Annotated in this window: 16 protein-coding genes, 1 other RNA gene and 1 pseudogene; 5 read left to right on the forward strand and 13 right to left on the reverse strand. The window is 46.4% G+C overall.

Features of this window, described 5'->3' with window-relative positions:
* The first annotated feature begins 1 nt into the window (after position 1).
* Positions 2-286: a hypothetical protein gene (locus MKZ04_RS13380; RefSeq protein WP_003185302.1), complete on the forward strand. Its 285-nt coding sequence runs from the start codon at positions 2-4 to the stop codon at positions 284-286.
* Positions 287-314: 28 nt separating this feature from the next.
* Here MKZ04_RS13380 and MKZ04_RS13385 read toward each other — a convergent pair.
* The 8 genes and pseudogenes from MKZ04_RS13385 to MKZ04_RS13420 form a co-directional block, all read right to left on the reverse strand.
* Positions 315-610 (reverse strand): annotated as a pseudogene (locus MKZ04_RS13385) (peptidoglycan-binding domain-containing protein); the annotation flags it as partial.
* A 108-nt stretch (positions 611-718) separates the two neighbouring features.
* Positions 719-1074, reverse strand: a transfer-messenger RNA (tmRNA) gene (gene ssrA, locus MKZ04_RS13390).
* A 116-nt stretch (positions 1075-1190) separates the two neighbouring features.
* A complete protein-coding gene (gene smpB / locus MKZ04_RS13395) occupies positions 1191-1664 on the reverse strand; it encodes an SsrA-binding protein SmpB (RefSeq protein WP_009329604.1) in 474 nt (157 codons plus the stop codon).
* 115 nt (positions 1665-1779) lie between these two features.
* Positions 1780-4083 (reverse strand): ribonuclease R, encoded by a 2304-nt coding sequence (gene rnr, locus MKZ04_RS13400; RefSeq protein WP_020452983.1) that lies wholly within the window; start codon positions 4081-4083, stop codon positions 1780-1782.
* Positions 4084-4096: 13 nt separating this feature from the next.
* Positions 4097-4843 carry an alpha/beta hydrolase gene (locus tag MKZ04_RS13405; protein WP_035337713.1) on the reverse strand — a complete coding sequence of 249 codons (747 nt, stop codon included), beginning with the start codon at positions 4841-4843 and terminating at the stop codon, positions 4097-4099.
* A 140-nt stretch (positions 4844-4983) separates the two neighbouring features.
* On the reverse strand, positions 4984-5214 hold the full coding sequence (secG, locus tag MKZ04_RS13410) for a preprotein translocase subunit SecG (RefSeq protein WP_003185418.1): 231 nt from the start codon (positions 5212-5214) through the stop codon (positions 4984-4986).
* Between the two features lie 164 nt (positions 5215-5378).
* The gene (locus MKZ04_RS13415; RefSeq protein ID WP_020452985.1) at positions 5379-5660 is read right to left on the reverse strand and encodes an AbrB/MazE/SpoVT family DNA-binding domain-containing protein; all 282 of its coding nucleotides are present in this window, start codon (positions 5658-5660) and stop codon (positions 5379-5381) included.
* Between the two features lie 28 nt (positions 5661-5688).
* A complete protein-coding gene (locus MKZ04_RS13420; RefSeq protein ID WP_164470226.1) occupies positions 5689-5922 on the reverse strand; it encodes a helix-turn-helix domain-containing protein in 234 nt (77 codons plus the stop codon).
* Positions 5923-6074: 152 nt separating this feature from the next.
* Here MKZ04_RS13420 and MKZ04_RS13425 point away from each other — a divergent pair, with 152 nt between their 5' ends.
* Both MKZ04_RS13425 and MKZ04_RS13430 read left to right on the forward strand, forming a co-directional pair.
* Positions 6075-6476, forward strand: a complete 402-nt coding sequence (locus tag MKZ04_RS13425; RefSeq protein WP_341046128.1) for a helix-turn-helix domain-containing protein — start codon at positions 6075-6077, stop codon at positions 6474-6476.
* A gap of 172 nt (positions 6477-6648) precedes the next feature.
* A complete protein-coding gene (locus MKZ04_RS13430) occupies positions 6649-7047 on the forward strand; it encodes a helix-turn-helix domain-containing protein (protein WP_023856314.1) in 399 nt (132 codons plus the stop codon).
* Positions 7048-7095: 48 nt separating this feature from the next.
* Here MKZ04_RS13430 and MKZ04_RS13435 read toward each other — a convergent pair whose 3' ends face one another.
* Genes MKZ04_RS13435 through MKZ04_RS13450 form a run of 4 tightly spaced genes read right to left on the reverse strand, consistent with a single transcriptional unit; the run spans position 7096 to position 10535 of the window.
* Positions 7096-7773: an ABC transporter permease gene (locus MKZ04_RS13435; RefSeq protein WP_020452989.1), complete on the reverse strand. Its 678-nt coding sequence runs from the start codon at positions 7771-7773 to the stop codon at positions 7096-7098.
* A 16-nt stretch (positions 7774-7789) separates the two neighbouring features.
* Positions 7790-8707: an osmoprotectant ABC transporter substrate-binding lipoprotein OpuCC gene (gene opuCC, locus MKZ04_RS13440; RefSeq protein WP_020452990.1), complete on the reverse strand. Its 918-nt coding sequence runs from the start codon at positions 8705-8707 to the stop codon at positions 7790-7792.
* A gap of 13 nt (positions 8708-8720) precedes the next feature.
* On the reverse strand, positions 8721-9374 hold the full coding sequence (locus tag MKZ04_RS13445; RefSeq protein ID WP_020452991.1) for an ABC transporter permease: 654 nt from the start codon (positions 9372-9374) through the stop codon (positions 8721-8723).
* A gap of 21 nt (positions 9375-9395) precedes the next feature.
* Complete coding sequence (locus tag MKZ04_RS13450) at positions 9396-10535, reverse strand: betaine/proline/choline family ABC transporter ATP-binding protein (RefSeq protein WP_145654555.1); 1140 nt, start codon at positions 10533-10535, stop codon at positions 9396-9398.
* Between the two features lie 257 nt (positions 10536-10792).
* On the opposite strand from MKZ04_RS13450, the gene MKZ04_RS13455 reads away from it, so the two are divergent.
* Positions 10793-11332, forward strand: a complete 540-nt coding sequence (locus MKZ04_RS13455; protein WP_020452993.1) for a GbsR/MarR family transcriptional regulator — start codon at positions 10793-10795, stop codon at positions 11330-11332.
* 51 nt (positions 11333-11383) lie between these two features.
* On the opposite strand, the gene MKZ04_RS13460 is transcribed toward MKZ04_RS13455, so the two are convergent.
* Positions 11384-12016, reverse strand: coding sequence for an NAAT family transporter (locus MKZ04_RS13460; protein WP_020452994.1), 633 nt, complete (start codon positions 12014-12016; stop codon positions 11384-11386).
* Positions 12017-12176: 160 nt separating this feature from the next.
* On the opposite strand from MKZ04_RS13460, the gene MKZ04_RS13465 reads away from it, so the two are divergent.
* Complete coding sequence (locus MKZ04_RS13465; protein WP_026580124.1) at positions 12177-12956, forward strand: zinc ribbon domain-containing protein; 780 nt, start codon at positions 12177-12179, stop codon at positions 12954-12956.
* Positions 12957-12958: the final 2 nt, after the last annotated feature.

A 12958-nucleotide genomic window follows, 5' to 3' on the forward strand; every position in this document is an offset into this window, starting at 1 on the left:
TATGCTTCTATATTATAAAAATGAATGCTTGGGTGAAATAAAAGGCGCTACTGTTGAAGGTGTCTGGATGTATGGAACAATCATTCCTAATGAAAACATGGAAAAGTTCAAAGATTTCTTTAAGGCTGTAGTAAACGAGGATGACCCTTTTGCCATTGAACAGTATAGTGAAGAATGGTTAGATGATGAAAATTGGTTTATTATTGATGAAAAGCAAAAAAAGGTTGGTATATCCCTTCCAGGGATTTACGAAAATGATAATGAAATAAATTGGAGATGGAGATAAGAAGGCCCTTATTAGAGGCCTTTTTGTATTACTTCAGTAGTGATTCAAGTTTTGCTTTCGTTTTCGGTCCGTAAATACCATCCGCAGACAACTCGTACATCAGCTGGAACCGTTTGACCGCGTTCGCCGTTTTCGGCCCGCAGCAGCCATTTCTATGTCGTTATTCTTTGCCTCTTTGTATGGATAGAAATAGAGGGCAGCTAAAGCCTCTTGAATCCGCCGAACGGCCGTTCCTTTCATGAGTGGGCTTTTTATCTTAAAGATGCCCGCAGGCAGCGTGTAGGATGATTTTTTGTCGCTCGAGGAAAGCTTTTTTTTTTCCGCTGCAATATGAGGACCGATGACCCGCCATACATGTTCATTAAGCCTTTCAAAGGCTCTTGCACAAACATCAAAACTCCCCCAAAAACAAAAAAACCACCATCATATGTATGGTGGAGACGGTGGGAGTCGAACCCACGTCCAGAAACGTCGATTGCTTCAGCGTCTACGAGCGTAGCCCTGCATATTTAGTTTCGCTCATCTTCGTGCCTGCGGGCAGGCCCTCGGAAAGCTAGTCTGATAAGTCTCTTCCTGCGCTCTCAGACGGGAGCGCAAGCGTAGCCTACTTCGTTATGGGCTCTTAACCGGCACATAGGCGATGCGGGCAAGAGCTCGCTGCGCTAATTAGGCAGCTAGTGCTAAGTTCTGGTTAGATTTGCCAGTTATATTTAGGTGCGTTTTTACGAGATCGCCTCTCGGCTCGCAACTCAAGCTCGATCCGTCCCTGTCGAATCCGTAACGTCCCCTTGGATGAAAAGGAAGTCGGATAACTGGCTGCATCACTATTATAACAAGATCACGCGTCAATTCCAAATGGTAATGTCTGTGATCACGTTCATATAGGATAACATGGGTTCCGGCTTTAGATCAAGCCTTTTTGCCTGTCGCGGAATGCTCTTTCGATTTCACGTTTGGCGTCTTTGCGCTTTAAGTCTTCGCGTTTGTCGAATTTCTTCTTCCCTTTTCCGAGTCCGAGCAGCACTTTCGCAAAACCGTTCTTCAAATAAATCTTGAGCGGTACGAGCGAGTATCCCTGCTCTTTCGTCAAACCGATCAATTTGTTGATCTGCTTGCGGTGCATCAAAAGCTTTCTCGTCCGCAACGGATCATGGTTGTAGCGGTTCCCCTGCTCATACGGGCTGATGTGCATATTGTGAAGGAACACTTCCCCGCGCTCAATTTTGGCGAACGCGTCCTTTAAATTCACCCGTCCGGCGCGAATGGACTTGATTTCCGTACCTTGAAGCACGATGCCTGTTTCGTATGTTTCTTCTATAAAATAATCATGATTTGCTTTTTTATTTTGGGAAACAACCTTCCCTTCTCCCTTTGGCATACGGCAACCTCCTCCCGCCTTCAATCTCACATTCAAAAGGGCGGCGAATACGTATTATTCTATCAAATGAACGTTCGCCTTACAATTTCGCCGCCCTTTTTTTGACGTGTGCCGTCTATTTTTTCTTTTTCTTGCGTTTTTGTTTCGGCGCGTTTTGAAAACCGCGTTTTTTCTTTACTTTTTTCTTTTTCGGCTTGGTGAACCATTCCCCTTTGTCAGCCGATGGAGCATCCTTTTTAGGACCCTTTTTCTGTTTTTGCTCCGGTTTCTGCCGGCGGCGGGAGCCTTTCATGCCGACGATTTCAAAATCGATGTTCCGCTCGTCTTTATTGACGTCAACGACGCGGACCGTAATCTCATCGCCGATCCGGTAGACGTTGCCCGTACGCTCGCCGATCATGGCATAGTGCTGTTCATCATAACGGTAAAAATCGTCCGTCATAAAGCTGACGTGGACAAGCCCTTCGATCGTGTTCGGCAGCTCGACAAACATGCCGAAGTTCGTAACGGAACTGATCACACCGTCAAATTCTTCACCGATCTTATCCAGCATAAATTCGGTTTTTTTCAAATCATCCGTTTCCCGCTCGGCATCTACGGCATTGCGTTCCATATTTGACGTATGCTCGGCGATCTCAGGCAGTTTTTCGGCCCATTTCTCCCTTGTCGCTTCGTCTGTCTTGCCCTGAATCAAATACGTCCTGATCAGCCTGTGGACGATCAAGTCAGGGTAGCGGCGAATCGGTGACGTGAAATGGGTGTAGAATTCAGTCGACAAGCCGAAGTGTCCGAGGCTTTGCGGATCGTATTTCGCCTGCTTCATCGATCTGAGCATAACCGTTGAAATTACGGCTTCTTCAGGACGATCCCTGACTTCTTCAAGCACGCTTTGCAGCGCTTTCGGATGGATGCTTCCGGCCGTCCCTTTGACGACATAGCCGAATGTCGTAACGAACTCAAGAAATCTCTGGAGCTTTTCTTGATCCGGATCTTCGTGAATCCGGTAAATAAACGGAACATTCATCCAATGAAAGTGCTCGGCGACCGTTTCATTGGCGACTAGCATAAATTCTTCGATCAGCTTTTCTGCTGTCGACCGTTCTCTCAAGACGACGTCCTTCGCTTTTCCTTCTTCGTCGACGAGTACCTTCGCTTCCTTAAAGTCAAAGTCGACGGCACCGCGTTCCATCCGCTTGCCGCGCAGAATCGCAGCCAAGTCTTCCATGTCTTTGAACATCGGGACAAGCGCCTCATATTTCTGCTTCAGCTCTTCATCGTCATCGACTAAAATCTTGTTCACGTCAGAATAAGTCATCCGCTCGGTCGTTTTAATGACACTTTGAAAAATTTCGTGTTCGACGACTTGCCCTTGAGGATTAATGAGCATTTCGCACGACAAAGTCAGCCGGTCAACCTTCGGATTTAAGGAGCAGATTCCATTCGACAGCCTGTGCGGGATCATCGGAATCACCCGGTCGACAAGATAGACGCTCGTGCCGCGTTCATATGCTTCCTGGTCAATCGGAGACCCTTCTGTGACATAATGGCTGACATCGGCAATGTGGACGCCGAGTTTATAATGGCCGTTTTTGAGTTTTGTGACGGTAACGGCATCATCCAAGTCTTTGGCATCTGCGCCGTCGATCGTGACGATCGTTTGATCGCGCAGATCCCGTCTGCCTTCAAGATCTTTTTCATCGATTGTATCAGGCGTATTGCCGGCTTGTTCCATCGCCTCAGCCGGAAAGTCTCCCGGGAGGCCATGCTTATGAATGATGGAAAGGATATCGATGCCGGGGTCGTTTTTGTGGCCGAGAATCTCGATAACTTCCCCTTCCGCACTCATCCGGCCTTCAGGATAGCTTGTCAGGCGGACGACGACTTTGTGCCCCTCGACGGCGCCGTTTTTGGCGTGCTTCGGAATAAAGATGTCATTCGTGATTTTTTTATCGTCGGGAATGACGAAGCCGAAGTTTTTCGTCTCTGTATACGTGCCGACAATCTTCTGAATGCTGCGCTCAATGATGCGGATGATGGCCCCTTCTTTTTTTGTACCTCCGGACTCCGTACTCAGGCGGACAAGCACGGTATCTCCGTTCATTGCCGTATTCAACTCAGACGGCGGAATGAAGACATCGTCAAGCGAGGAATCTTCGGGGAGAACAAACGCGAAGCCTTTCGCGTGCGCCGACACCTTCCCTTTGATCAAATTCATTTTTTCGGGCAAACCGTAGCGGTTGCTTCTCGTTCTGACGACAAGCCCTTTTTCTTCAAGGGTTACAAGAGCTTTGACAAGCTCTTTGTATTCGTCCGAATCGGTGATTTCCAGCATCTCTTCCAGTTCCTGAACTGTAAGAGGTTTATACGCTTCTTCTTTCATAAAGGAGAGAAGCTTATCCATAAATTCTTCTTTTTCCACTAACCAGACCTCCTTATGTCTGCCAATCCAGCGTTTCTAAAAATTGATACACATCCTTGTGCAGTGCTTCGCGTTCTTTATCCAATGTGATGGCATGACCGGATTCTTCATACCATTTCAGCTGCTTATCATCCGTTTCAACTTCATTGTAGATGATGTTCGCGCTGTCCGTATTAATCATATGATCGTGGCGCGCCTGCACGACAAATGTAGGCGAATAGATCATGTCCACATGCTCTCTGACATCGGCAATCAAATCCTGCAGTGCTTTCAACGTGTTCATCGGCGTTTTTTTGAATTCTTCCATCTCAGCGTCAATCTGTTCCGCTGTCTTGCCTTCAAATTTCTTATAATTGCGTGCATACTCAAGCACACCCTCGTACATCGTCTCTTCGCTTTTGATATACATCGGCGCGCACATTGGAACAATTCCCTTTATGGGTACAGTGTAACCCAATTTCAATGAAAAAACCCCTCCGAGAGACAGACCGCAAGCGGCGATTTGTTCATACCCTTCCGATTTCAAATATTCATACCCGTTCATGACATCTTTCCACCAGTCTTCCGGCCCTGTAGAAAGAAGTTCTTCCGGAGGCACGCCGTGGCCTTTATATTGGGGCGCATGGCATGTGTAGCCTTTTTCATTCAAATATCTTCCGAGCATTCTCACGTCCGCCGTGTTGCCGGTAAATCCGTGCAGCAGCAGGACGGCTTTTTTTCCGCCTTTAAATGTGAAAGGTTGTGGTTTGACGATTTTCATGATTCACTGTCTCCTTTTCATATGTATTCTTCCACGTTTAGTCTTGAAACAAACTTTATCAATCGGCCGGTCTCTTCATACAAAGACCTGCAAATAGGAAAAAGGCCTGACTTGAACATCAGACCTCATGCTTCATTGTCTTATACAAAGTAAGCAAGCGCAATCGTTAAGAAAAAGAAAAGCACGGTTAAAACGACCGTCATCCGGTGGAGAATCAAATCAAGTCCTCTTGCTTTCTGCTTTCCGAAAAGCTGCTCGGCTCCGCCGGAAATTGCGCCTGATAATCCGGCGCTTTTGCCGGATTGCAGTAAAACGACAACGATCAGTACGATACTTACAATCACTAATAAGACCGTTAAAAATGCGGCCATAACCTACACCTCCAGACAAACTGGCTGACAATAGTTTTATTTTACATGAAAAGCAAGCGCATGTCACGAGCGTTTCGAACAGCTTTTTTTATTTTTTCCCAGCGCCTGAATAAGGTATACAAAAAAAAGGAGCGGCTATGCTCCCTATCAGGCGGAATATGTAATCATTTTTCTGACAAGGCCGCCATCATATCTTCCAGCAGCATTTCTGCTCCCCTTGGGCTGAGTACGATTTTGCCGCCCGCATACGTTTTATTTTTGGTGGTGATGTCGCCGGTCATCAAGCATGCCATGTTGGCGGCGTATTTTGTCAAAATGATGTTTTCTCCGTCGGTGTATATTTCGAGCGGGTCCTTTTCATTGATATTCAGCACCCTGCGCATTTCGACCGGGAGAACGACTCTGCCGAGCTCATCGATTCTCCGGACAATTCCCGTATTTTTCACGTTTGAAAAGCCTCCTTTTTTCCTTTGTTTATTGACATTTGTCAACATCTTTATAATAAAAGAGATCTTCAAATTTTTTGTTGAAATACTGAATCATCTTTCCGATCACAAGCTGTCCGGGCCTCCTTTCGCCATTTAAAACTCTGCTCAGAGTCGCCGGGGATACGCCGATTTCAATGGCAAGCTGATTTAAGGAGAGATTGTGTTCAATCATATACTGGAGAACAAAATCTCTTTTGATATGAATCTTTTTTACCATGATTACTCCCCTTTCTAATCTCTTATGTTTCTTTTTGTCTATATTGAACATAAACGATTTGTTAACTTTTGTCAATACTTTTATCATCCATATGTTTCCTATAGGCAATATTCGTACTAAAATATTTTATAATAAGAGATTGCGAGGTTTTGGCCATGACGAACTTTGGATACCATTTACGACAATTAAGGGAACGGAAAAAACTGACCGTCAATCAGCTGGCGATGTATTCCGGCGTCAGTTCGGCCGGCATTTCGCGAATTGAAAACGGAAAGCGCGGCGTGCCGAAGCCGGCGACGATCAGAAAACTGGCGGACGCTTTGAAAGTCCCGTATGAGGAACTGATGGCATCCGCAGGCTATATCAGCGAATCTACAGTCCAGGAAGCAAGAAGCAGCTACGATTCCATTTACGACATCGTTACACAGTACGATTTAGAGGATCTTTCTCTGTTTGACAGCGAAAAGTGGAAGGTGCTCTCAAAGAAAGACATCGAAAACCTGGACAAATATTTCGACTTTCTCGTGCAGGAAGCAAGCAGCCGAAACAAAAACTGAATACCTTCTCCGCAGCGCACGCCCCCCTTTTTATCATTTTCGTCTGTTTTCGACCCTGCTGTTATTTTATCCCTTATGTTAACTTTTGTCAATATTTTTCCTGTCTAAGTATTTCCTTTAGTCAACATTTGTATTAAACTGTTTATATCATGAATTTGCGGGGGAGATGGCGATGACAATGTTCGGCGAACGACTCAAAGAGCTGAGGGAACAAAGAAGCCTGTCTGTTAATCAGCTTGCTATGTATGCCGGTGTGAGCGCCGCTGCCATTTCCAGAATCGAAAACGGCCACCGCGGCGTTCCAAAGCCCGCGACGATCAGAAAATTGGCCGATGCTCTGAAAATGCCGTACGAGCAGCTCATGGATATTGCCGGTTATATGAGGGCTGACGAGATTCGCGAACAACCGCGCGGCTATGTCACGATGCAGGACATCGCGGCCAAGCATGGCGTCGAAGATCTGTGGCTGTTTGAGCCCGGAAAATGGGACTGCTTGTCCCGCGAAGACCTGCTCAACCTCGAACAATACTTTCATTTTTTGGTCAATGAAGCGAAAAAACGCCAATCATAAAAAGCCGAATTTCTCTTTAGCAGAAATTCGGCTTTTTTCGGCTGCCATTTAAGCGGCATCCGGATTCGGCGTCTTGCCTTTATGATGCTTAACGGGGCTCAGCGCACGTTCAAGCCATCCCATGAACAGATCGGCGATGATCGCCATCAGTGCCGTCGGGATCGCGCCTGCCAGAATGATCGCTGTTCCGTTGGTCGCGTTTGACCCCCTGACAATGATGTCCCCGAGGCCGCCAGCGCCGACAAACGTGCCGATGGCCGTGATGCCGATCGCGATGACGAGCGCGGTTCTGAGCCCTGCCATAATGACCGACAAAGCGAGCGGAAGCTCCACCATCCGGAGCACTTGAAATTTCGTCATGCCCATCGCCTTCCCTGATTCAAGGTAGGCGTGCTCAATGCTGACGATTCCCGTATATGTGTTTCGAATAATCGGCAAAAGCGAATACAAAAACAATGATAGAATCACCGTGTTGGCGCCGAGTCCCATGACTAGCATCAAGACGGCGAGCATCGCAAGCGCCGGAATCGTTTGAATGACATTGGTGATGGAAAAGACCCATTTGCTGATCTTCCGGTATCTGGCGATGAAAATACCAACAGGGATGCCGACGACGGCGGCGAATAATACGCCGTATGCCGACATTAAAAAGTGTCGGTAAAATTCCCCCAGCACATAGCTCCCGTTTTGCGCATAATACGTCCAAAGCTGCTGCAGCACTTCCATTTGTCAGCCCCTCCTTTTACTCAAAATAATTGTGCTTCTTTAAAAATTCGGCCGCGACGACAGAAGGCTCTTTCAGTTTTCCATCAACTTCGTAATTGAGCTCCTGCATCGTTTCGGTATCGATTTTTCCGATCAGTTTATTGATGGTCTCTTTAAGCTCTGGATGTTCCTTCAGCACTTTTTCCGGCACGACCGGCGAACAGTCATACGGCGGGAAAAAGCGTTTATCGTCTTTTAACAGCTTTAAATCATAGGCTTTGATCCTGCCGTCCGTTGAATAGGCAAGAACGATATCCATTTTGCCGTTTTTGACGGCGTCATAAACGAGTCCGATCTGCATTGGAAAGGTCGAGCCGAATGAAAATCCGTATTCCTGTTTAAATCCCGGATATCCGTCGCCTTTTCGTTTCAGCCAGGCATTGTCAACGCCAAGCTTCAGTTTATCCGCGTCTTTTTTCAGATCGGATATGGTTTCATAGTTCCCTTTTTCAGCGAGTTCTTTCGTGACTGTAAAAGCGTACGTATTGTCAAATCCGTAAGAATCAAACCATTTGTAGTTGAATTTCTTTTTAAAGTCCTGCTGTACGATGTGAAGCGCTTTTTCCGGGTCTTTCTCCGCTTCCCTTCCTAGCGTACTTGTCAGATCGGTTCCCGAATAGCGCGTCGCTGAAATGTCGATGTCTCCGCCGAGCATGGCCTGGTGCTGCACATAGTTTGAGCCGAGGTTTTTGACAAGCACCGTATTGAGATCTGTATCATGCTCGATCAAAAGCGAGATCATATTGGCAAGAATTTCGGATTCAGTCAGGTTTTGCGCCCCGATTTTGATCGTTTTATCGGAAGCCCCGCCAAGACCCGGCAGCGCACAGCCGCTGATCAAAAGCGAGAAGACCAGCATGACGGCGCCGAGCCGTCTCAATTTTTTTGTTTGCATAAGAGCCAACTCCTTATGATACTTCCTTCATCCCTTTTAATCCTTGGGGCGTGACTTTGTCTTCGGTTTTCGACAGCATATAGTCGATCACAATGGCCAGTATCGTAACCGGCACCGCTCCGGCGATAATGTACTCAGGCTGGTACAGGTTGAGCCCGATAAAAATATAGTCGCCGAGTCCGCCGCCGCCGATAAAAGCCGCGAGCGTCGCCCAGCCGATTAAGTAAACGGTGGAAGTCCGGATGCCTGCCATGATCACCGGCACCGACAGCGGCAGTTCGATCAGGCGGATTTGTTCCCATGCAGTCATACCGATTCCCTTTCCTGATTCAAGCAAATTTTGATTGACGCCTTTTACGCCCGTGTAAGTGTTTCTCAGAATCGGTAGGACTGAATAGAAAAACAGCGCGACAATCGCCGGAATCTTTCCCACTCCGAGGAGCGGAATAAAAAACGCCAGAATCGCCAAACTCGGCAGCGTTTGAATGATATTAACAATTCCAATCACGACGCCGGCCCCTTTTTTCATTCTCGTTAAAACGACACCGAGCGGAACCGCGATAATGATGCCGAGCAGCACCGCAAAAATGGATATATATAAGTGCTCCCATGTTTTATAAAGCATTTCCCCGCCGTTGTTCTGGAGAAATTGGACGATCTGATTCATGATTGATGCACCTCCCTGCATTTAACGTTGGACAAGGGTTTCTTCATCTCCCCAAATCGAGTCGTACACGATGTCGACAAGGTTTGCCCTTGTGACAATTCCGACAAGGCGCCCTTCTTCATCAAGAACGGGAACATATTTGAATCCTCTTTTCAAAATTTTTCGGACGGTATCTCTGATGAGCGTGCCTTTTTGAACGGAGTAGACATTCTCATTGACAACCTCTCCGACCGTGACGGCTTTTTTCCGGTATTGATCGATGATTTCAACATCGATATATCCTTTTAAGACATTGCGTTCGTCCACAACAAGCAGTGAATCGACGCGGCGCTCCCTCATCACTTGAATCGCTTCAGTCAGGTTTTTTTCACTCGTAATCGTGACCGGATTCGGATTCATCACTTGTTCGACATGCTCGATGTCAGGACGGGACTGAAGAAGCCGTTCTTTTCCGATGAACTCCTCAACGAATTCATCAGCCGGATTCCGCAAAATGTCGTCAGGCGTTCCGACTTGAACAATCTCGCCGGCACGAAGAATCACAATTCTGTCGGCAAGCTTGATCGCTTCATCCATATCGTGGGTCACAAAGACAATCGTTTTGTCCAGCGATTTCTGCAGCTTTTTGAACTCTTCCTGAAGCGAATCACGGGTGATCGGGTCCAGCGCTCCGAACGGTTCATCCATTAAAATGAGGGGCGGCTCTGCCGCAAGCGCCCGCAGCACGCCGATTCTCTGCTGCTGTCCGCCGCTTAGTTCATGAGGATAGCGGTTCAAATATTCCGGCCCCATATCAACGAGCTGAAGCAGTTCCTCCGCCCGCTTCTTCCGTTTTTCTTCCGGCCATTTCAAAAGCCTTGGAACAAGCGTGATATTCTGCTGAATCGTCATATGGGGAAAGAGTCCGATTTGCTGAATGACATAGCCGATTTTCCGGCGCAGCTCCACCGGGTCCTGATTCATTATGTTTTCTCCGTCGATGTAAATGCTTCCTGAAGTCGGTTCAATTAAACGGTTGATCATTTTCATCGTCGTTGTCTTCCCGCAGCCGCTCGGTCCGATAAAGACGATAAATTCACCTTTTGCTATATCAAGATCAATGTTCTTGACCGCTTTTTTTCCGCCTTTATAAACCTTCGATACATTTTCTAGCTTCAGCAAAACGCACACCTCCATCTGTTTTTTAAAAATTTCAACATCTCATTTATTATAAAATACACTTTGTAAAATAAAAAGTTTACAAAGTGTTTAAATTATATATATAAGACATAAAAATATATGTTAACGGCATCAATCTGCTGGTTATTCTTAAAATTACGGCCGATTTCTTTATTTTCCTGCCGTTTTAGTGTTTTCAACCGCTAGCAAAATTATGATATATTGACAATAAAATTGGCTGCCCGAAGGGATGATGTGCTTTGGAGGAAAACGCTTTAAAGGCGATTAAACAAGCGGAAGAACATTTCATAGAAAAAATCGCGGAAAACATGAATACGTACGGTATATCATCAACTGTCGGCCGCGTGCTCGGGATTATCTATATGAACAGAAAGCCGATGACTTTAAATGAACTGTCAGAAGAAACGGGCATGAGCAAAACGAGAATGAGCCAGGTCGTCCGCGAAATGCTCGATTTAAATATAGCCGAAAAAGTTTTTGAAAAAGGCGTCCGCAAAGATTTGTACGATGTCGAACAAGATTATTACCAAACGTTTATTTCATTGTTTACGGCCAACTGGAGCAAAGTCGTCAAAAAGAACAGGATGATCGGGAAGAAAATCAGAAAAGAGCTGTTGGAAGCCCTTGAGGAAGAAGGCCTTTCACCCGAAACCGAAGCTAAAATCAATGAGCTGCTGGCAGAAACAAAACAATGGATCGATTACTGCGAGTGGCTTGACAATTTGATCGCGTTTTTGGAAAGCGAAGAAATCTTCAAGCATGTGCCGAAACCTTCATAAATCGAAAAAAAGCTGCAAAGAATAAAGCAGCTTTTTTTGCTTTTTCTCCAATCATCCCGACAAAACCGGAAACATCCCTTTTAAGCCCGTGCCGATCATGCCGACCGCCACGACCGCCAAAATCAAGCCCATCAGCCGGGTGATCACATTCATTTCCGTCTGCCCCAATTTGTTGCTGATCAGCGTCGAATAATGAAAAGCCGCAAACGTCAGCAGGAGGACGGCGGCGATGCCGATGATCATACCGCCAAAATGAACCAGGCTGCGACTGCCGGCCGAAAGGCTCATCACCGTTGCAATCGTTCCGGGCCCCGAAATGATCGGAATGCTGAGCGGCGTCACCGAGATATCCTCTTTTTCCTTGCTCTCGCGGTGTTCATCATGATGGAGCGACTGAACATGAGACTGCTTCGCATTCAACAGATTGTAGGCAATTCCGAAAATAAAAATACCCCCGGCAACTCGCAACGCATGGATGTTGATGTCAAAAAGCCTGAAGATGAACTCTCCGAATATGAGAAACGCGATCAGAATCAGAAACGATAAAATTGCAGCCTTTCTCGCCAATGCGGTGCGTTCTTTTGCTTCATAGCCTTCTGTGAGCGCCAAAAAGATCGGCACATTGCCTATCGGATTTGTGACGGCGAACAATGATACAAAAACATGGATGATAAAAGCAAACACGGTTTACCACTCCTTTCTTCGTAAAAAAATACGGGTAATCGATTTTTACCTCCGACGTTGGCCGCTTAAACTTTCAAAAAACAATGTCATCTTGCGGCACTTTCCTTTATAATAATTTTTTATAGGATAAAATAACTATTCCAAAGGAGATTTTATTTTTATGACATGTTCAAAGTGCGGCCATCAAACAGATGGCGGAAAATTTTGTGAACAGTGCGGGGCAAGCTTGGCAGGCGGCAGTGCTGACAGCAAGGCTCCCGCTGAAACGCCGCAGGCAGCGAGGTACACGGAGGCGGCGAAACAAGCGTCTTCCATGTATTTTTCCTTTTGTTTAAAGGTATTGAAACGACCGTATACCGAAATGAAAAACGCGGGGGAACAGCACGTCCTCAACAGCATCATCACAATGGTGATCTTTGCGCTTACAGTGCCGCTGATGTTTTACTTCGGCCTCAAAGGCTTTTTTGACTCTCTGGGGGACTATTCCGGATTATTCGGCCGATCCTACGCAATGCCGACATTTTTTGATATCGTCGTCAAGCCCGCTTTTACCTTTGCTATTTATATTTTCTTATTATTTGTTTTTACATACGCAGGTGTGCGCATTCGAGGTGTGCAAGCGACATTTAAGGAAGTGCTCGGACGGTTTGGAACGGTGCTTGTTCCTTTCGTCGCACTTCTGCTCGCCGCATTGCTCTTATCATTCATGCAAACGGGTTTGTTTGTATACATTCTTTTCTTTGCCCTTTGCGGTATCGCCTTTTTAATTCCGCCGGCTGTCATCTTGAGCTACCACGAAAAAGCGGCAGGCGCTGTTGATACGATTTACGCGACGCTGATCGTCTATTTGCTGACATTTATGTCTGTGCGGATCATGGGAGATTTGTTTCTTGAATATTTCGGAAGGATCGGAGGCTCTATATTAGGGCGGCTGTTTTAGTG

It is taken from the genome of Bacillus sp. FSL W7-1354 (genome assembly GCF_038002405.1).
Classification (GTDB): Bacteria; Bacillota; Bacilli; order Bacillales; family Bacillaceae; genus Bacillus; species Bacillus paralicheniformis.